This window comes from Runella rosea (genome assembly GCF_003325355.1).
In the GTDB taxonomy this organism is placed as follows: Bacteria; Bacteroidota; Bacteroidia; order Cytophagales; family Spirosomataceae; genus Runella; species Runella rosea.
Window position 1 is genome coordinate 858301 of sequence record NZ_CP030850.1, and the last position, 20764, is coordinate 879064.

General features: G+C 43.1%; 19 protein-coding genes. 12 read left to right on the forward strand and 7 right to left on the reverse strand.

Translation table 11 applies throughout. From position 1 onward, the window contains the following. The first annotated feature begins 11 nt into the window (after window positions 1-11). Entirely contained in the window at window positions 12-368 is a 357-nt protein-coding gene (locus DR864_RS03710; protein ID WP_114065687.1) for a hypothetical protein, read from the forward strand. A gap of 31 nt (window positions 369-399) precedes the next feature. Here DR864_RS03710 and DR864_RS03715 read toward each other — a convergent pair whose 3' ends face one another. The 3 genes from DR864_RS03715 to DR864_RS03725 form a co-directional block, all read right to left on the reverse strand. Continuing rightward, window positions 400-1977, reverse strand: a complete 1578-nt coding sequence (locus DR864_RS03715) for a bifunctional aminoglycoside phosphotransferase/ATP-binding protein (protein WP_114065688.1) — start codon at window positions 1975-1977, stop codon at window positions 400-402. A 63-nt stretch (window positions 1978-2040) separates the two neighbouring features. After that, complete coding sequence (locus tag DR864_RS03720) at window positions 2041-3090, reverse strand: response regulator (RefSeq protein WP_114065689.1); 1050 nt, start codon at window positions 3088-3090, stop codon at window positions 2041-2043. A gap of 1232 nt (window positions 3091-4322) precedes the next feature. Further along, window positions 4323-5555: a DUF819 family protein gene (locus DR864_RS03725; protein WP_114065690.1), complete on the reverse strand. Its 1233-nt coding sequence runs from the start codon at window positions 5553-5555 to the stop codon at window positions 4323-4325. Window positions 5556-6190: 635 nt separating this feature from the next. On the opposite strand from DR864_RS03725, the gene DR864_RS03730 reads away from it, so the two are divergent. The 6 genes from DR864_RS03730 (at window position 6191) to DR864_RS03755 (ending at window position 12337) form a co-directional block, all read left to right on the forward strand. Beyond that, the gene (locus tag DR864_RS03730) at window positions 6191-6667 is read left to right on the forward strand and encodes an Lrp/AsnC ligand binding domain-containing protein (RefSeq protein WP_114070137.1); all 477 of its coding nucleotides are present in this window, start codon (window positions 6191-6193) and stop codon (window positions 6665-6667) included. A 225-nt stretch (window positions 6668-6892) separates the two neighbouring features. Further along, window positions 6893-8335, forward strand: coding sequence for an MBL fold metallo-hydrolase RNA specificity domain-containing protein (locus DR864_RS03735; protein ID WP_114070138.1), 1443 nt, complete (start codon window positions 6893-6895; stop codon window positions 8333-8335). An 8-nt stretch (window positions 8336-8343) separates the two neighbouring features. Next, a complete protein-coding gene (locus DR864_RS03740; RefSeq protein WP_114065691.1) occupies window positions 8344-9300 on the forward strand; it encodes an acetyl-CoA carboxylase carboxyltransferase subunit alpha in 957 nt (318 codons plus the stop codon). A gap of 20 nt (window positions 9301-9320) precedes the next feature. Beyond that, window positions 9321-9941, forward strand: a complete 621-nt coding sequence (locus DR864_RS03745) for an HAD family hydrolase (protein WP_114065692.1) — start codon at window positions 9321-9323, stop codon at window positions 9939-9941. Between the two features lie 33 nt (window positions 9942-9974). Further along, the gene (locus tag DR864_RS03750; protein ID WP_114065693.1) at window positions 9975-11132 is read left to right on the forward strand and encodes a site-2 protease family protein; all 1158 of its coding nucleotides are present in this window, start codon (window positions 9975-9977) and stop codon (window positions 11130-11132) included. A 47-nt stretch (window positions 11133-11179) separates the two neighbouring features. After that, window positions 11180-12337 (forward strand): pyridoxal phosphate-dependent aminotransferase, encoded by a 1158-nt coding sequence (locus tag DR864_RS03755; RefSeq protein WP_114065694.1) that lies wholly within the window; start codon window positions 11180-11182, stop codon window positions 12335-12337. Here the strand turns inward: DR864_RS03755 and DR864_RS03760 are convergent. Then, window positions 12327-12980, reverse strand: a complete 654-nt coding sequence (locus DR864_RS03760) for a hypothetical protein (protein WP_114065695.1) — start codon at window positions 12978-12980, stop codon at window positions 12327-12329. The genes DR864_RS03755 and DR864_RS03760 overlap by 11 nt on opposite strands. A 507-nt stretch (window positions 12981-13487) precedes the next feature. Here DR864_RS03760 and eno point away from each other — a divergent pair. The 5 genes from eno to DR864_RS03790 all read left to right on the forward strand — a co-directional run bounded on the left by eno (window position 13488) and on the right by DR864_RS03790 (window position 17920). After that, window positions 13488-14765, forward strand: a complete 1278-nt coding sequence (eno, locus tag DR864_RS03770; protein WP_114065697.1) for a phosphopyruvate hydratase — start codon at window positions 13488-13490, stop codon at window positions 14763-14765. A 66-nt stretch (window positions 14766-14831) separates the two neighbouring features. Next, on the forward strand, window positions 14832-15146 hold the full coding sequence (locus DR864_RS03775; protein WP_114065698.1) for an FtsB family cell division protein: 315 nt from the start codon (window positions 14832-14834) through the stop codon (window positions 15144-15146). A gap of 94 nt (window positions 15147-15240) precedes the next feature. Further along, on the forward strand, window positions 15241-15732 hold the full coding sequence (locus tag DR864_RS03780) for a low molecular weight protein-tyrosine-phosphatase (protein WP_114065699.1): 492 nt from the start codon (window positions 15241-15243) through the stop codon (window positions 15730-15732). 17 nt (window positions 15733-15749) lie between these two features. Continuing rightward, window positions 15750-17288: a 2,3-bisphosphoglycerate-independent phosphoglycerate mutase gene (gene gpmI / locus DR864_RS03785; RefSeq protein WP_114065700.1), complete on the forward strand. Its 1539-nt coding sequence runs from the start codon at window positions 15750-15752 to the stop codon at window positions 17286-17288. A gap of 68 nt (window positions 17289-17356) precedes the next feature. Beyond that, the gene (locus DR864_RS03790) at window positions 17357-17920 is read left to right on the forward strand and encodes a hypothetical protein (protein ID WP_114065701.1); all 564 of its coding nucleotides are present in this window, start codon (window positions 17357-17359) and stop codon (window positions 17918-17920) included. Window positions 17921-17939: 19 nt separating this feature from the next. Here the strand turns inward: DR864_RS03790 and DR864_RS03795 are convergent, their stop codons facing one another. The 3 genes from DR864_RS03795 to DR864_RS03805 form a co-directional block, all read right to left on the reverse strand. Next, window positions 17940-18764 carry a lysophospholipid acyltransferase family protein gene (locus DR864_RS03795; RefSeq protein ID WP_114065702.1) on the reverse strand — a complete coding sequence of 275 codons (825 nt, stop codon included), beginning with the start codon at window positions 18762-18764 and terminating at the stop codon, window positions 17940-17942. 138 nt (window positions 18765-18902) lie between these two features. Further along, window positions 18903-19676, reverse strand: coding sequence for an alpha/beta fold hydrolase (locus tag DR864_RS03800; protein WP_114065703.1), 774 nt, complete (start codon window positions 19674-19676; stop codon window positions 18903-18905). 429 nt (window positions 19677-20105) lie between these two features. Then, on the reverse strand, window positions 20106-20675 hold the full coding sequence (locus DR864_RS03805) for a YcxB family protein (protein ID WP_205319200.1): 570 nt from the start codon (window positions 20673-20675) through the stop codon (window positions 20106-20108). Window positions 20676-20764 lie beyond the last annotated feature (89 nt).

Genomic DNA, 20764 nt, shown 5'->3' on the forward strand with positions numbered 1-20764 from the left:
GAAAAACTCCAATGAAACCGTTTTCCCTCAATCCACTTGATAGTATCCATCAGCTTTACCAACATTGGGAACGACATTTTCCATTTTTAAAATTACGGATTTACTCCCCCTCCCATCAACTGATTGATGAAAATGCCACCCTTGCTTCACTTATAGAGCTTTCTACTACCGAACTCAAAGTTACCCCCAACATGACTGTTCGCTTGTTTGTTGAAGCTTTTCAAAATGCCTTTGGCTTACGCGCAGCCGTGCTTCGTCATTCGGGTTATTCGTGGGATGAAACCGAGAATACCGACCTATGGACATTAACGGAGCAAAACCAAAAGGGAAAAGAGCAATCTCAGATTTACCGCACAAAAGAATCCTAAGGGAAGTAAAACAGCACTAAACATCTAAAAATCAACCCATAAGGCGAGAAATAACAGCATCATTGATTAGCGTGTCGATGGCACGATCGGTATCTACTTTGATGAAAAACTCAACGTAGTCTTCTATTGAATACTCAATTACAAAACGAGTGGAGACGTAATCACTGTTTCTTAAATCAGAAATGGTGGGTTCGGCCTCCCGTTTTTTCAGTCGTTCTCTGATTGTTTTCTCCGTAGCCATGGTTTGAATCACCACCAAACGAACACCTTTTTGCTGACAAATTTCCTGCAACTGCTTCAAGTATTCTTTGTTACGATAGGTTGCATCCAAAATTACAGCTCCAAATTTGTCGATTTCGGCTAGGCCTTTATCTGCCAGTTCTTGATAAACGCCATCGGTCACTTGCGGTTCGTATAAGTGTACACGTTCAGCATCTGGCAAACGTTTGTAAAGGTCGATGCCTGCGCGTTGTTTTCGTAAAACATCCGAACTCAAAACCGAAAGACCAAACTCGTTGGCGAGCGCTGTGGCCAAAGTTGATTTTCCCGTAGCTCCCCCTCCCATACACACAATCATCGTCGGCACCGAACCCAAAACAGCGTACCGAAAAGCCAGTTGAAAATAACGAGCCGCTTTTTGTTGGCTTTCCAACCGTACCTCTGGCGATACTTCTGGCTCTCTGAACTTAATGGTATCGACCTTGCCCCGAACACAAGCTCGATAAATTTTGTAAAAATTCAACAGCCAACTCACATCGTCTTTTTCCAATACCGCAAGCAGTTTATGTTGTAGATAAACCGCCTGCGGATAGCAGTGACGATATTCCAAATCCATCAAAAGAAAGGCCAAATCATTGAGCCAGTCTAGGCACCGCAACCGTTGACTAAATTCAATACAATCATAAACAGTAACCATATTGTGCTCAATATGAACATGTTCTGAGCGTAAATCTCCGTGGCCTTCGATGATTTTACCCAGTTGTATTCGCGCTTCTAGAAGGCTTTTATTGCTTTCAATGAATTGAAACAAAGCTGTTTTAATCCATCGAGCCGCCAACGGACTCAGGGTTTGTCCAGTGGAATCAGGAAAATCAGACGTAATCTCCAGCATTGTTGTTTTAATGGATTCAATGCTTGCATAGGCCGAAATTTCGGGTGAGGTGGGCGTATTTTGATAGAATGTAAGCAGTCGATTAGCCAATAAATCCATTTGGGACATGGGAAAATCAGGTAATTTCAGACGGTTTATCAATAAATGTTCGTCGGAAAGCCGTCGCATTTTAATTACATACTCAACCACTTCACCCTCAGCTTGAAAACTCAGTTTTTTCCCATCCCAATAAATGGGTAAAATCCCTAGATATAAATCAGGACTGAGCCGTTGGTTCAGTCGAACCTCTTCTTGACAATAAAATAGGCGTTTTTCGAGGGTGGAAAAATCAAGGAAGTCAAACAGAACGCTTTTTTTAAGCTTATACACAAACTGACTCATCAGGGATACAACCGAAATGTGGGTTTGAAGGATTGAGACTTTATCCGTGGGAGGGTCGTAAGAAGTTTTGTCTGACAAAAACGTGATAAGATCAACAACGGATGGAGCTGAAGACATGATAGTTTCAAGGTTGGTTACGAATAAGGCATAAACAGCCCATTTCGTTAAAATAAATAAAACCTACCAATGGGCGCGGCGCAGTTTGTCTGGATGTAAAATTTGGATACCACCAGAGGTTGACATCTCAATAAGCCCCCCCAGCTTAAACTCACTTAAAGTCCGAATCAGCGACTCCGTTGCCGTCCCCACCATTGCCGCCAAGTCATCACGCGAGAGTTGAATTGATTTGGCAGAATCATGGTTTTGAAGACGCAATAGCGTATCGGCCACCCGCCGACGCAGAGAGTTATACGCCATCACCAAGAGCTGCTGCTCTCGCTCTTCTACCTGATAGGCCAATAGTTTGACAAATATTTCACTCACCTCCTGATCTTCCAGAAGCAATTGTTGAAATTCGGGTTTAGGGATATAAATTAATTCGGAATTGACCAACGCCACGGCCGAGTCCATGTAGTCGGTGTTGTCGAACAGAGCAGTATATCCAAAAAAGGCACTGGTATTGTATATCCCTGTAATGAACTCTTTGCCATCAGCGTTAGCCCGAACCGTTTTAACTTGGCCTGACTTAATATAAAACAACCGCGTCGGGTCATCACCCTCTAAATAAATATATTGCTTTTTTTGGACAGTATGAATTTTTCGTTCGGATAAAATACGTTGTAGGTTGCCTTTTTGGGAAGACTTTTCTGAGATATAATGCAAATTTGCTGGCTCTGAGTCCCCATGGCCGGCTTTTAAATGACCAACTCGTTTTAGCCGACTATCTATGGCACTGAGCAATTCTCGTTCTTCAAAGGGCTTTGTTATGTAGTCATCCGCCCCCAAATCCATTCCTTTTCGAAAATCATTACGGTCGGTTTTGGCGGTTAGAAATATAAATGGCACACTGGAAAGTTTAGGATTGGTATTAAAAATTTGGAGTACTCCGTAACCATCCAAGATGGGCATCATAACATCGCAAATGACCAAATCGGGTTTATTTATTAGCGACTTTTCTACCCCAATTTTCCCATTTTCGGCAGTTTGAACGTTATACCCGACCATTTCCAAAATCTCAGCTGTATTTTCACGAATTCCTGGATTGTCTTCAATTAGGAGAATAGTTGTCATTATGGTAAGTTAATCATGGATTGTGTCACATTTCCGTACACCAAACCAAGCCCCTAAGGAAACTTTATTTATATACCGAATTACAATAAATATCCGAAACAGATATGTCACCATTACTGATAAAAATCAGGGTTGAAGAAAATTCCTTATCAAAGGGACAAAAAAGTTTTTTATTCCTTTGATAATCAGAATTTTATGACTTTTTCCCAGAATTAACTCCCTTATTCATTTTCAAAACTTATAAGCATTCACCAACCGACTTATTAGTATATAAATTCGATAAATCTACCAATAAGATTCGTTTGCGGATATGCTTTTTTGATGAGATTAGTAGGAAGTAAAACTTCATCGTAAGTGGGCGTTTTCATTTCAATAAAAAACCTGCACGACATGGTCATGCAGGTTTGGAAGTATTACTCAACGTTATGAAATATAATGTATATACGAAGCATTCCAAATTTTAGATGTTGCCGTTGATATTTTTTATTGAAAAATATCAACGGCAAAAAACGATCAAATTTTAACAGGCACATTCCATCAAAAGCAATAAAGAAACGCTTCACTAAAGAGCATATTTTATATACTCACTTGAATTGAGACAATTAAATATAAAAATAATAATATTAAAGCAAATAGGTACATTTGTTTCGCTTTTCTATAGCCTAAAAACCTCTAAATAATAAAATAAGAGGATTTCTTAGCTAAACTTTGCCAGAACAATATCTTACTAAAAAGGATATTTTTTTATAAAGAATCTGCTTGCAAAATGTCATATTAAACTGTAAGTTTGTAATGTATATCCCAAAAACATTTCATAAGACCCGTAAAATATCTTTGTAAGTATTTTAGAAATGTCTATTTCACCCAATCTCGAAATTAAAAACATTGTACTTTATTACTATCACAAAGCATCTTTCAACTAAAAGATTAGCCTAGAGTAGTACGAAGAATTGTAAGAATCGTTATAACTGTATCACGTTCCTTAAATAAAAGTACCAATAACCTAACTCAACATTATGGAATCACCCATTTTAACCCCTACTAAGGAGCAGAAATGCCCTTACTGTAAATCTATTGCCATTGACCGACGAAGACGGCCTCTTTTTGTACGCAGCGTTTTATTCTTTTTACCCCTAAAATACTACCGATGTGATAGTTGCCAGCGGCGTTTCTATCTTTTTAATTGATTTACAGCACACGCCCCTAGCCCATAAGTACTTTCCTCACGGGTCTTATGACGCAACCCATTGCATCATAAGACCCGTTAAATATCCGCAATAAGTCCCTAAGGCATAGCCCAAAATTGAGAGCAATACCCCAACGGGAGCCAATGAAGCATGAAAAGCCGCCGCCACAACAGGCGCTGAAGCCGCACCGCCAATATTAGCCTGTGAGCCCACGGCCGTGAAGAAAAAAGGCGCTTTCACCAGTTTTGCTACGCCAAGAGTGATAATGACGTGGACCAACATCCAAATAATACCCACCAAAAAAAGCCCTGGATTTTCGGCTACCGCAAACAAATCCATTTTCATTCCAATCGTTGCAACCAAAAGATACAAAAACAGCGAGCCTATTTTGGAAGCCCCTGCAAATTCAAGTTTACGGAGCGGCGTGAATGACAAAAGAATACCAATTAACGTTACGATTGAGACAATCCAAAAAAACGTAGAAGTCAAGCTCAATTTTTCAAGAGAAGGATAGTTTGCTTTAATCAGAGGAGCAATAAAATCGGCCAAAAGATGCGACAAACCGGTTGCACCAAACCCGACCGCCGCAATCAAGACGATATCGCGCAGGCTAAAAATTCGCTGCGAGGCTTTTTGTTCACTATCAAGGCGGTTTTTCAATTCATCAAGGGCCGCAACATCTGCCTTAAAGGCTCGGTCAATACGCGCAGAAAAACCTGCTCCGTAAATTAATATTGCCATCCAGATTTCAGCTGTAATGACATCTACCGCGATTACCTGTGAGAACAAACGGTCGCTGGGTTGAAAAACCTCTTTCAACGCCGTTTGATTTGCCCCGCCCCCAATCCAACTTCCAGCAATGGTGGCCAGTCCACGCCAAACCGCATTGGCACCTTCTCCTCCCACTATCTCTGGGTTTATCATTTTCACGAGTCCAACCGCCACAGGTCCACCCACCATAACTCCCAAAGTTCCGGCCAGAAACACCATCAATGCCTTCGGGCCAAGTTTCATTACGGCCTTAAAATCCATTCCGAGGGTAAAATAAACCAAACAGGCGGGCAACAAATACTGAGAAACCACGGGATAAAGTTTTGATTCTTCGCCCGATATTACTCCAAACGTATTCAAGAGCCCCGGCACAAAATAACAGAGCAACAAAGGCGGTACAATGCCGTAAAATTTTTGCCAATAGGGGTGTTTGAGCGAAGCGGTTTGAAAAATAAGTGCCAAAACAACAAAAAGAAGACCCAGCACTGCCGCGTCGGAATGAATCATGAGAATAGAAGATTAGGATAGAATTAAATGCAAATCAAAGGAAACTTTTGCAGTCGTCCCAATCTCGCGGTATTAGTTGGGCACAAAAAAAACACACAGGCCTCAAAGTTGAGCCTGCGTGTCGCAATTACACTTCATCAACAAACTAAAAACCAAATAGTTTTATTTTTAGAGATTGTGTCAAAACGACACGTCACTTAATATTTTAAAAGGATAACAAGTGGAAATTAATATAATCCAACAAGCTATCCTTCAATACGATTCAGTCAGTTGGCACTTCCTGAGTTTGCTTGCTGTAGGAGGGGGATTCGAACCGCCCACGGTGCAGTTAGCCGCGATACAAAGTTTGGTGGTCTACCCCAGTCGACTAGAGTGCCGGCATTATATCGTGTTTGTCCTGTTGTCACCACCCCCGAGACAGGAGGGCATGGCTGCCAAGTTTCATCATCCTACAGTATAAAAGAACTTTACTTTTTTAATTTACTTGCCAAGCGGTGCTTTTCAGTAAATTGACAATGCAAAATTAATAGAGTTTCTTATTTATTGCAAATTTTACATAAATATTTTTAAATATTTTGATTTCTTTCAACAAAACGGCATTTTTGTTGAAAGAAATCAAAATTTATCACTTCATCATGGACAAAAATTTAGAAATTGATAAAATTGACGGAACAGACCTAAAAATTCTCGCTATTTTACTCGACGACGCGCACCTTCCTTACACAGAAATAGGCAAGCGCGTACACGTTTCTGGAGGCACCGTACACGTGCGCATGAAAAAATTGGAGCAACTAGGCATTGTCAAAGGAGCACAACTTTTGGTAGACCAAACCAAGTTAGGCTGGGACATCAGCGCATTTTTAGGAATTTACCTTGATAAAAGCTCGATGTACGAAGACGTAGCCGTGCAGCTCGAAAAAATCCCCGAAGTCGTCAATATTCACTATACAACAGGCATTTACAGTATCTTTGCCAAGATTGTTTGTCGCGATACCCAGCACCTTCGGCAGGTATTACACGATAAGATTCAAAAAGTCAGCGGTATCCAACGCACCGAAACATTTATCTCCCTTGAAGAGCGCATTGCGCGCTCCATTCCGTTGGATGTCTAAAATCAAATATCCCAAATCGTCAGTCCTCAGAACACTTATCCGTCGCAGATAGTTATATGTTAGTTCGGCAAAAAATTCGGGGCTGTTCTATTGGCAAAATACCAAAATTACGTAGTTTTTGATACATTTGCGTAATCCATTCTTCAATGCCTCATGCAATAGGCCTGTCCCATTATGTTGAAGAATGAAACAAAACTCCCCTTGGGATCGGGGCATCTGACATATATGAAATTAACGTTTTGGGGGGCTGCCCAACAAGTAACGGGCAGCATGTACCTCCTCGAATTAGATGATGATTATCGGATTTTGATTGATTGTGGTTCCGATTTTGAGAGCGGTGATCGTAAGCGTAACACCAAAGAAGCCAGCCCATTTCCCAATGCCTTATTCCCGTTTGATGCTTCTGTCATCAATCTTGTATTGCTCACCCACGCCCACATTGACCATTCGGGAAATATCCCAAACTTGTACCGCGACGGTTACGAGGGCCAAGTGCTTTGTACCGATCCTACCTATGGTTTAACGGCCATTCTGCTGAAAGATGCCGCCATGCTAAATCAAAAGCGGCTAAACGCCATCAACAGCGCTGACAATCAAAAAAAATACCGAAAAGGACGCAAGAAAAAAGAATTGCCCAAAGATTTATACTTGGAAAAACAAGTAAAGGACGCCCTCGAAAACTTCGTACCATTGGCTTTCAATCGCCGGTTCAAAGTAGCCGACCAGTGTTTTGTTACCTTTGTTCCTGCGGGGCATTTATTGGGTGCGGCTCATATTTTAATTGAAGTATGGGAAAAAGGCCAAAAGAAAACCATCGGTTTCTCGGGAGATATTGGCCGAAAAGGCTATCCTTTGTTGATTGACCCTGGCGTTCTACCACCCGTAGACTACCTCGTATGCGAGTCTACTTACGGCAATCGCATCCATGAAAACAATCTCAGTCCCGAAGCCGCATTGGCCGATGTGATAAAGCGTACGTGTGTCGATATTCCTGGGCGGCTTATTATCCCTTCTTTCAGCGTTGGTAGAACACAGGCTTTGCTCTACACGCTCAATAAATTGTACAACGAACATAACCTCCCTCCCATCAAAGTTTTTGCCGATAGCCCCCTAGCTTTTGAGAGTTCGAGGGTATATCAACGAAACATCCGGATGCTCAATCGGGAGGCCCGTGAGTTTCAGGAAGAGAACGAATCGCTGTTTGATTTTGAAAATTTAATTTACGTCGAAAAAACGGAGGTAAGCCGTAGCATTTCCAATCATGCCGAGCCTTGTATTATCATTTCATCTTCGGGAATGATACAGGGCGGACGGGTGGAATACCATGTGGCTCAGAACATTAGCAATCCTTACTGCACTATTTTGCTGATTGGATATTGCGCCGAAGGAACGCTGGGTTGGCGCTTGATGAACGGGCAGACCACGCTGCGAATCCGCGACAAAGACGAACAAGTATTGGCCAATATCGAAAAAATTGACGTATTTAGCGGTCACGGAGACCGCGACGACTTGGTCGAATTTGTCCAAAAGCAATCGCCCGACCACTTGAAAAGGGTATTCCTTGTTCACGGAGAAACGCCAAGTATGGAGGCGTTTAAGGAAACCCTAGAATCAGTCGGTTACAAAAACATTGAGATTCCCCAAAAGGGACAAACATTTGAATTGTAAGCAACTCTATGCCAACAACTTATTTAGATTTTGAAAAACCGGTGGCTGACCTTGAATCAAAGCTTATAGAGCTCAAAAAATTGGCCGAAACGACACAAGTAGATGTCTCGGAAGCGGTAGCCCGACTCGAAGACAGCATTATACAACTGCGGCAAGATACCGCCCAAAACCTTACTCGGTGGCAACGGGTTCAGCTTTCGCGCCACCCCGACCGACCGTATACGCTCGATTATATTGAGCTGATGTGTGAGGAATTTATTGAACTCCACGGCGACCGTACCGTCCGCGATGACCCTGCGATGGTGGGCGGATTCTGTAACATGGATGGTCAAACGGTGATGGTGATTGGTCAACAAAAAGGACGCAATACCAAGCAACGACAGCAACGCAACTTTGGGATGGCGAATCCAGAAGGATACCGCAAGGCCTTGAGACTCATGCTTTTGGCCCAAAAATTTAACAAGCCTATCGTAACGTTGATTGATACCCCAGGTGCTTTTCCAGGACTTGAAGCAGAGGAGCGTGGACAGGGAGAAGCCATTGCGCGTAACCTGAAAGAAATGTTTATGCTCAAAGTGCCTGTGGTCTGCGTCGTCATTGGCGAAGGGGCATCGGGTGGAGCGCTGGGCATTGCCATCGGTGACCGAGTATTGATGCTCGAAAACACGTGGTACTCGGTCATTTCTCCCGAAAACTGCTCAACCATTCTTTGGCGTAGTTGGAATTTTAAAGAACAAGCCGCCGAAGCCATGAAAATAACGGCCAAGGACATGCAAATGGCCCGTTTGGTCGACGGCATTGTAGAAGAGCCCCTTGGAGGTGCCCATTTGGACCATAAAACGATGGCCGAAACGCTCAAAAAAACCATTTTAGGGCATATCAAAGAGCTCCAGCAATTAACGCCCGAAGAACGCATTAACCAACGCATTGACAAGTTTTGCGCCATGGGCGTTTTCAGCGAGTAAGCAAGAAGGATGTACGCTTTATGATCAAAAATATCATTTTCGATTTAGGGGACGTTATCATCAACATTGATGTGCCAAGGGCTGCAAGTTCATTTGCGGAGTTAAGCAATCAATCCTTGGATAACGTCCACTCCCTTATCCAACAAAACGACGTTTTTAAGAAATTCGAAACGGGCAATTTAACGCCTCTCGCCTTTCGTAGTTTCGTGAGGGATTTGTTTCAAAACCCCGAATGGACCGACGCCGACATTGATACAGCTTGGAACTCACTGTTGCTTGATATACCCATTGAACGTATTCATAAGATTCAGGAACTTGCGCAGAAGGGCTACCGATTATTCCTGTTGAGCAACACAAGTGCGATTCATATTGACGAAGTAAACGCTATTTTGCATCGTACGGCCGAAATAGAACATTTGAGTCATTTGTTCGAAAAACTGTTTCTGTCTTACGAAATGGGTATCATGAAACCTCATCATGACATCTACCGGCAGGTTTTAAGCGACGCGGGTATCGAAGCAAACGAAACCCTTTTTCTGGACGACAACCTCGATAACATTCGCGCCGCGGCAGAATGCGGCATTCAAACCATCCACGTTCAAAAACCCACCTCCATCGTGGAATATCTGCGTGATTATTAATGCGTTGCCCCTTTCCTTTTTTTAATAAGCATTATGAAAAATCAACGCACTCTATTCCTGCAAATTTCCCTTTTCATTGTTACACTGGCAACGACCTCGTTGTCGGGTGCAGAGTGGATGTTTGGGCGGCCGTTTGATTTGCCTTTTTTCAAAATTGAAAATCCCCTGGGATGGTCTGAATTTTGGCAAGGGTTTCGATTCTCTATTCCATTTCTAGGTATTTTGACCGTGCACGAATTTGGGCATTATTTTGCGGCAAAACGCCACCATGTGCGCGTCACCCTCCCTTATTATATCCCGCTCTGGCTTGGTTTTGGGCAAACCATCGGAACCTTGGGCGCATTTATTCGCATCAAAGAGTTTATTCGCTCCCGGGTAAAATACTTTGACATCGGCATTGCGGGCCCGTTGGCAGGTTTCGTGGTTGCGGTGGGGGTTTTATGGTATGGCTTTGCCACCCTCCCAACGCTGGATTATATTTTCAAAATCCACCCCGAATACCAAAAATTTGGAATGGGTTTTGCCCGCGTGGTGTATGCCAATCAAAACATGACGGGCAATATCTTATTGGGTGACAACCTACTGTTCTCTTTCTTTAAAAACTACGTAGCTGACCCTACTCGTTTGCCTCCACCGCAAGAAATCATGCACTATCCTCTGATTCTGGCGGGATATTTGGCGTTGTTTTTCACTTCGCTCAACCTCATCCCAATTGGTCAATTAGACGGCGGGCACGTGTTGTACGGACTCATCGGTGGCAAGAATTTCAAAATTGTTGCTCCAATCCTTTTCTTTGTTTTTATCACGTATGCGGGTCTTGGTTCGTACCGACCCGGCGAATTTGCCATTGCCGATGACGGCGCTTTTTGGCAAAAAATTGGTTCATTGGGCCTATATATTCTCTTTTTACAAATCTGTTTCAGTCGCATTACCGACGATAACCCACTCACCAGCTGGATGCTGGCATTATTGTCGGTCGCCATTCAGTTTGGTACATCTATGCTCTTTCCCACTTGGGAGGGCTACTCAGGATTTTTGGTTTTCGGGTTTTTATTAGGGCGTATTTTAGGCGTTCATCACCCTCCCACCGAAGATAATCTACCGTTAAATCGTACGCGTCAAATTTTAGGTTGGCTGACTTTACTTATCTTTGTGCTTTGTTTTAGTCCAAAGCCGTTTGTTATTATGTAAATTGGGGCGTATCCAATAATTTAGGTCTACCGTCCAACGTCACATCAATGATTATTTCGCTCGCCCAACGCGCTACCCAAGCGCAAGAATATTATTTTTCAGTCAAACTCGCCGAAGTCCGTAAGCTCATTTCGGCGGGGCATGATGTTATTAATATGGGTATCGGCAACCCCGATCAATCGCCTTCCGAAGCCACCATCGAAGCCCTTCACCGTTCTGCTTTAGAGGCAGGCAGTCACGGGTATCAATCCTACAAAGGGATTCCAGCGCTACGTCAGGGCATTGCGCAATGGTACCAAAGAATCTATGACGTTACCTTAGACCCCGAAACCGAGATTTTGCCTTTGATTGGCTCCAAAGAAGGCATCACCCACATCAGCATGACGTTTTTAGACGCGGGCGATGAGGTCTTGGTGCCCGAACTTGGCTATCCTGCCTACCGCGCCGTGAGTCAAATGGTGGGCGCAAATGTCATCGAATACCCTTTGCTCGAAGACCAAGGCTGGCAGCCCGATTGGGAAATCATGCATTCGCTGGTAGGCCCACAGACCAAACTACTTTGGCTTAATTATCCGCACATGCCAACGGGGGCCCCAGCCACCCGTGAATTGTTTGAAAATGCCGTTAGGTTTGCGCACCAACACAAAATTTTACTCTGCCACGACAATCCGTACAGTCTGATTCTCAACCAGAAACCTCCCATTAGCCTTCTTTCCACAGAAGGAGCTAAAGAAGTGGCCATTGAGCTCAATTCTATGTCGAAATCGCACAACATGGCGGGCTGGCGCGTGGGTTGGTTATCGGGCGCTAAAGCCTACATTGATGCGATATTAACCATCAAAAGCAACGTGGATTCTGGTATGTTTTTGGGAATTCAACAAGCCGCTGCCGCTGCCCTCCAAAATACCGACCAATGGCATCAGGCCCAAAACGAAATCTACCGTAGCCGTCTGGATGCCGCAAAAGCCTTTTTGGAAACGCTGCATTGTACCTATGACGAAAGCCAAGAAGGGATGTTTTTGTGGGCAAAATTACCCGAAACTATCGCTTCGGCCGAACAATTAGTGGATGAATTGTTATACCAAAAATACATTTTTATTGCACCAGGCTTTATTTTCGGTCCAAAAGGTCAACGCTACATACGCCTATCGTTATGCATGTCGGCCGAACGGATTTGGCAGGCAGTTCAGCGCCTTAAAGCATAACCACCTCGGTTTGTTCCCCTTTTTCAAACGGGAATTGCCGTAATATTCGTTCTTCTTCCAGCGCGTTGAAGAACTCGAATAGGCGTAGCCAGCTTTCGGTGCTGTTGTCTAATCCGTTGCGGGTTCTAAATAAATCAAGTTGATTGCGCCAACGGACCGTTTTTTGATGAAATGATTTCCTGAGAAACTCCTCCATCGTAGACTGATAGAGTCCGTTGTGGACGTAGTAACGATAGACGTTGTGATCCATTCTTTCTTGAGGAAAATAGTTATAAAATTGTCGACCGCGATTGCTTTTGCTGTACTTAATGCACCTCAGCACTTCGAGCGGTCCATCAAAAACCACCTCTACAATCTCCACCCGTTTACTATCAGGCAATACACTCGTTTTGAAGCGGCGGTTAAAATTCTGACGATTATCCCAAAAAATAAATGATTCAACTTGTGAAACGTTAAACGCCTTTAGGGTACCGTTGGTCATTTTTAAAGAGACCACCTCGACATCGGCCGCAAATATTATCTCTCCTTCCAAGTACTCTCCGCTGGCCAATACGACCTGTCCTTTGTACCAAGGTTCTTTCAATTGGGCGTGTGTAGACAATACCATCCACCCCAAGCCCAAGCTTAGTAGAAATTTTTTCATGTTACTAATAATAATGTGGTGTATAAAATAATACTATTTCAAGAATAGCTATTGTTTAGCCTTTACTGAAATCAAAAACAGCCATACTTTATACCAAATATATAAACATAATCAACACAAACAATAGGTATATAATCAATTTTCAATATATTATTTGTTTTAAATAACACATTCACCAAATAATACAATTGTATTTTTTAAATACGCATTCTTTCCAAAAATTGTTGTCGATAAATAATGTTTATTCCTTCTCTCTGCCATAATTATTGATTTAATTTGTACAATGGCTGTCGAAACGGACACCCACTTTGACTTATCAGTAAAGTCAATTATCTACTTTTTGAATTTTGGACTCAACTTTATGCGTATATTTCAAGTCTTTGCGTCAAAATCAATCGTTCAAAAAGGGCCCGTCAAACAACTAATTTCTTTCAATGCCTTTTATTTTTTATTTACTTTGTGTTTAATTTTTCAAACCAATAATTTTTTAACAAAACCTACCTGCAAATGAGTACAATTCAATCGGTACATGCTCGGCAAATCCTTGATTCTCGCGGTAATCCCACTGTTGAAGTGGATGTTCGCACCGAAAATGGTTTCTTAGGCCGCGCGGCGGTTCCTTCAGGTGCTTCTACAGGCGTACACGAGGCTGTCGAACTCCGTGACGATGATAAAAGTGTATACTTGGGAAAAGGAGTTTTGAAAGCGGTTCAAAACGTCAATGAACTCATCTACCCCGAACTTTTGGGTCTTTCCATTTATGAGCAAAATCTGATTGACAAAATCATGATTGAGCTTGACGGCACGACCAACAAAGGCAAATTAGGTGCAAATGCCATTTTGGGGGTTTCTTTGGCAGTGGCCAAAGCAGCGGCCCAAGAAGCGGGCATGTCGCTTTTCCGTTACATTGGCGGTGTAAATGCAAATACGCTTCCTGTACCGATGATGAACATCATGAACGGTGGTGCTCACGCCGACAATGCCATTGATTTTCAGGAGTTTATGGTTATGCCAGCCAAAGCTGAAAGCTTTTCGCAGGCGTTGCGTATGGGAACCGAGGTATTCCACGCACTCAAAGGCGTATTGAAATCAAAAGGATATTCAACCAACGTGGGAGATGAAGGTGGTTTTGCCCCCAATATCCAATCCAACGTAGAGGCCCTCGAAACTATTTTGATTGCTATCGAAAAAGCGGGTTACAAGCCTGGCGAGGATATGTTTATCGCCATGGATGCCGCCGTTTCTGAACTTTGGAACGAAGAAAAAGGACGCTACGTGTTCAAAAAATCAAGCAAAGAAGAATTGACTTCTGCACAAATGGCTGATTTCTGGACAGATTGGGTCAACAAATACCCCATCATTTCAATCGAAGACGGTATGGCCGAAGACGATTGGGCAGGTTGGAAGTTACACACCGACGCCATTGGTAAAAGATGCCAACTCGTAGGTGATGACTTGTTTGTAACCAACGTAAAACGTTTGCAAATGGGTATTGAACAAGGTGTAGCCAATGCGGTATTGGTAAAAGTAAACCAAATAGGTTCTTTGACCGAAACCATCGACACCGTCAACCTTGCCAAACGCAATAGCTACAAAAATATCATGTCGCACCGTTCGGGCGAAACCGAAGACAGCACCATTGCTGACTTGGCCGTTGCGCTCAACACGGGACAAATCAAAACGGGTTCTGCGTCACGTTCTGACCGGATGGCCAAATACAACCAGTTGCTTCGTATCGAAGAAGAATTGGGAGAAACGGCTTATTTCCCGGGATTGAAATTTTAATTTTCAACATCGGAAAGGGTGAATTCCGCAAGAATTCACCCTTTCTTTATTTCCCCTTTGCCAAACATGAATTTTTTGTCACGCTTCCGCTTTCTCAAAAATTTTTACCTCGGCGGTGCCGTAGGTTTGTTCATTTGGCTACTTTTTTTTGAAATGAACAGCATTCCCGAACAAATCAAAAATTGGTGGAAATTACATAAGTTGGAAGACCAAAAAGAGTATTATGTGGAGCAGATTGAATTATTGAAAAAAGAACAGGCCACCACGCTGGGCAATGATAAACTCATGGAAAAATATGCCCGTGAAAAGTACTTCATGAAAAAAGACAGCGAAGATGTGTTTGTGCTTGTGGATGAAAAAGGGGAACCTTTTGAGAAGTAACAAATAAGGAGTGAGAAAACCGTAGGAAACAGCAAGTAGCATTTACATTTTTCACTACTCTATACTCACTACTCTGTACTGACTCCTACCTCTTATGATTAATGTTTTATTCGTTTGCCTCGGCAACATTTGCCGTTCTCCGCTTGCCGAAGGTGTATTCAGAGCATTAGTAGCTCAACAGGGCCTTACCGACAAAATCAACTGCGATTCGGCAGGTACCCACGGCTACCACATCGGCGCCCTCCCCGACCGCCGCGCCCGACGTGTAGCGGCCGACTATGGAATTCAGCTCACTCATGCTGCCCGTAAGTTGTCCAGCGATGATTTTGCCAATTTTGACTACATCGTGGCCATGGACGAATCCAACCTCGAACATATCCAAACCCAAAGCTATCGTTCAACGGGTTTCTATCCCGAAGAAGGCCGCATTTTTACTTACCGCAATTTTGACCAGCAGGCCGATGAAAGTGGCGTGCCTGACCCTTATTACGAAGACATTGCCGCGTTTGAAAATGTCTATCAAATCGTAACCCGCTGCGGAGAGCAATTTTTGGAGTACTTGATCAAAGAACATAAATTAGCCTAAAATTATAACCCACGACAATGAGTCAAAAAGTCATTTTAATCATCATGGACGGTTGGGGCATCGCTAAAAACGGTGAAGAAAACCGCTCCGCCGTCATCGCGGCAAATACGCCTTTTTATGACCGCATTTTGGAGCAATATCCTCATAGCAAACTGGAAGCCAGCGGATTAGCAGTAGGCTTACCCGATGGGCAAATGGGCAACTCGGAAGTAGGCCACACCAACCTTGGCGCGGGGCGCGTGGTATACCAAGATCTGGTCAAAATCAATTTGGCCGTAGAAACGGGCACCTTGGCCCAAGAGCCCACGTTGGTTGAAGCGTTTACGTATGCCAAAAATAGCGGCAAAAAAGTGCATTTTATCGGTCTGGTGTCTGATGGTGGCGTTCACTCGCACATCAACCACCTGAAAGGGCTGTGTACTACCGCACAAAATTTCGGGCTGAGCGATGTCTACGTTCACGCGTTTACCGATGGACGTGATTGCGACCCCAAAAGCGGTCTTGGATTTTTGACTGATTTAGAACAACATTTGGCTAAAACAACGGGAAAAATCGCCAGCGTTACGGGTCGTTTTTACGCCATGGATCGGGATAAACGCTGGGAACGTGTCGCAAAAGCCTATAATGCAATGGTAAAAGGAGTCGGCAGTGCACAATGTACCGCTGACCATGTTTTGACATCCGTACACGAAGCCTACGATGCAGGTGTGACCGACGAATTTATCGAGCCCATCGTAGTCGTAAAAGAAGACGGCTCTCCCGTGGCGACCATTGACGAAGGCGATGTTGTGCTATGTTTTAATTTCCGTACCGACCGTGGACGTGAAATTACGGAAATGTTGACCCAACAAGATTTTCCAGAGCAGGGCACCCAAAAGCTGAATCTATATTACCTGACATTAACCAACTACGACGACGCATTTGTGGGGGTAAAGGTCATCTATGATAAAGACAACTTGGAGAATACCCTCGGAGAAGTCGTTGCAAAAGCAGGAAAAACGCAGATTCGCATTGCCGAAACTGAAAAATACCCACACGTTACGTTTTTCTTTTCAGGAGGCCGAGAATTGCCTTTTGATGGCGAAAAACGGCTTTTATGCCCGTCGCCGAAAGATGTAAAAACCTACGATTTAAAGCCAGAAATGGCAGCTTTTGACATCCGTGACGCCATTATTCCCGAAATTGAAGCCGAAACTGCCGATTTTATTTGCCTCAACTTTGCCAACCCCGACATGGTGGGTCATACGGGCGTTTTTGAAGCGGTGGTCAAAGCTTGCGAAACCGTTGATCAATGCACTGAGGCCGTTGCGACGGCTGGAATGGCCCACGGATACACGTCAATCATCATTGCTGACCACGGTAACTCAGATTATATGCGCAATGACGACGGAACCCCCAACACCGCACACAGTACCAATTTGGTTCCCTGCGTTTTTGTCGGGAATGAATACAAAGGCCAACCCAAAGATGGCAAACTGGCCGATATTGCCCCGACCATTTTGGCATTGATGGAAGTTCCTCAACCAGCCGAAATGACGGGAGTAAGTTTGTTGTAATTCCCTCCGTATTTTCGAAAGAACTTTTTACGTGCTTCTTGGGTTAATTCCAAGAAGCATTTTTTTGTATGAAGCACGTACTTTTATTTATTTTAAGCCTACTATTATTTACCAACTGCACCAACCCCACGGATACTGCAGTGGTTCAAAATTACTTTGACCTCAAAGGATTTATTGAAAACCAAATCGCCGAATTGAATAAACGTAAGCCTTTGGTAAACAAAGAAATGGCTTTGGATGATAAACAGGAGCATAAGCAAACCAACGAAATTGATTGGCGGCAAGAATTGGAATTATTTATCCAAGCCGACCTTAATAAACAGGCGTACCAACTTATTTATACCATCTCCCAACCAAGCCCGTCAACTTACCTCTACACTTTAAAAAGTGGCGAGACACTTCCCGTAAAATCATTGAAAATTGTGTTGGACGAAGTCTCTAAACAGCCTAAGCTAGTTGAGGCTTTATTACAGGAAGAAAACAGATTGTACGACTCAGAAAAGAAACTGCAATTAACCTGTACGATGAGGCCCGAAGGCGTTTGGCTCATCAAAACCTACGAAATCAACGGATTTCAGCATTTAACCATCACCGATAAAAAGACTTTTTCGGTAAAAGGGACGATAAACTAAATGATTTCGTCCCTAGAGACTACTCTTCTTTCTTCATCCAAATCATTTTTTCGGGAATATCCTGTTCGATTTCTTTACGCACCCATTCCACAATTTCTTCCACGCTCATCGAATCGTCGAACTTAATCGGTGCTTTGAAACGTATGCTCAACGTCGTATTTCTTTTTTTAAAACGAAGTCCTTTTTTATCAAACGCGCGACGAAACCCATTGATAACCACTGGTACCACAATCGGTTGATTTTCCAACACCAAATGGCCCGTTCCTTTACGAATGGGCGCGTACGGGCTCGTCGTTCCCTGCGGGAAGCTCACAACCCACCCGTGGTCCAGCGCCTGTGAAACCTTATTGGCGGCCGATGTGTCACGCTCCCGCTTCACGTTTTGGCCTTCAGCCCGCCACGAGCGTTCAACGGTCAGCGCTCCTCCCAAGCCAAACAGCTTAGGCACAATTCCAGCTTTCATGGTTTCGCTCGCCGCCACGTAATAGCTCCGCGCCCGGGGCGCCAACAAATACAACGGAGGCACAATGGTACTCTTAAAACCCCATTTTACGCTTGAAAAAATGTGGTAAAACGAAATCACATCCGCAAAATAAGTTTGATGATTGGACAAAAAAAGCACCCCGTTTTCAGGAAGGTCTTCGAGGTGTTCAATCCCTTCTATTTTGGTTTTATTCACGACCGTAAAACGCCAATACGTAAACCAGCCGATAACGGAAATCATTATTCGTTTGATAAACAGAGAATTACCAAAGGGGTCGCGTTCCAGAAGGCCTAAGAAATCGAGCCAAGCGAGCCATTTAGGGAGATAACTAAACCGAGTAAGGGGTCGGTTGGAGGTCATAGAGTGCGGGGTTGGAATACTATCAACTACGTAAAAGTAATAGAACCCCGTAAATTTGCAAGTAAAAGCCCATTTTGAGTATCGATTGCCGAAGAATAATTTTCAAAAAGAACTGAAAATCAACCTTCGGCAATACTGCTACGCCAATTCAGCAATAGCATGTTTGACCAAAAAACGGTCAAGCAACTCGTTAAAGCGCTCAGGATGTTCCATCATGGGCGCGTGGCAACATTTATCGATGAAGTATAATTCAGAATTGGAAATCAAGCGGTTGAATTCATGACCGACGTGAGGCGGCGTAATGGTATCATTCAGTCCCCAAACCAATAAGGTCGGCGCTTCGATTTTGTGTAATTCTTTTGCGACATTGTTACGCTGTGCCGACTTGGCAATTCCTACAATGCTCATACATTTCGGAATACTGGACGTTGTCTCAAATACCTCGTCAATCAGCTCTTTGGTGGCCACTTTTGGGTCGTAGAAAGTATACGCAACGCGTTCAGAAATGTACTCATAACTGCCGCGCTTGGGATACGAACCACCCATGCCATTTTCGAACAGACCTGAGCTACCCGTCAATACCAATCGTCTGACCTGCTCTGGATGCGTAAGTGTGTACAAAATGGCAATATGCCCTCCCAACGAATTTCCGATGAGGGTCATGTCTTTCAATTCCTGCGAAGCCACAAATCCTTCCGTAAAAGTCACCAATGCCTCCAGACCCGCTTCACGAGGGCTCATTTCATAAATGGGCAGCATCGGAATGATGATGCGATAATCTTTTTTGAAATAATTAATAACGCCGTCCCAATTGCTTAATGCACCAAACAAACCATGCAGCAGCAACAGCACCTCTCCCTGCCCTTCGTCTATGTAGCGATAGCCATTAGATTCTTTTATCAAGTAGCTCATAATCAAGGAATAAGTTTCAAAAATATGGGATAAATCAAAGGGGAAATTAAAGTTTTCTATTGTTTTCCCGACGATGTACACACAAATATAGTTAATTAAAAATCAACCTTTTTATGATATTTTCGTTAAACAGGAAATAATACCACACTTTCTAAACGAAAGTCAAATTTTACAACTATTTGTGTATAAAGCTTTTAATGCAAATATTATATCAGTATGCAAACATACTAAAATTGTACTTTTTTGATTCCATAATCTCAAAAAATATTTTCATCAACTTAACTTAATGAAACATAGGTTATTTTGAAGACTGATGGAATTCCGTTTAACGGTTATCTCCGAAAAGTACACATCTTAGAATTCTGCTTTTAAAATAAAAAAGTGGCGGTGATGCCACCGCCACTTCAGAATCGTAAAACGAAATAAAAGTTATTTTGTCACCTCTTTCACATCAGGAAGCAGATTTTTCTGTTTGAGAATACGTTCAAAAAGTCGAAGGTCATGTTCTGAGTTAAAAACGGAGTGTGGAAAATGCAAAAACTGACCGCGTGCCATCATTAAAATATACGCGTCTTTGGTTCTATAAGCGCTCTTAATTTGCTCCCACTGCATAATTCCGCCTTCTTTCGGGTTGGTTTTTACCAAAATTTGGCGGCTGTCAATCTCATACAAATACTTATCAAACAACTGTTTATATTGCTCTAACTGTGTAACGCCTGTGAATTGTACCCACCAAAAACCTACGTACAACAATGCACCTAAGATAATGACAATGTAAGCCCAAATGTTTGGATAAACGCCCGTGATTCCCAAGATAGCATTCACTAAAAGTAAGCCTAAAGGTACAAGCGTCCACATTTTTTGTTGCTCCCACAATTGACCCATTGCAATGTTGACGTACTTCTTTTTATCCAACGCAAATTTTTTGGTCTTCACCGCCAACGGTGAAGTAGGCATTTGATAGACAGGCTGATGTTTGTTTACCGGAACTTTTGCCATCGATGTTTTTTTGTTAACTGATTATTAAATTGTGGTCGTGTATTCGCCTTTAAGGCAGTTATTTGTTGCTTTTATTGCGAACTTTACTC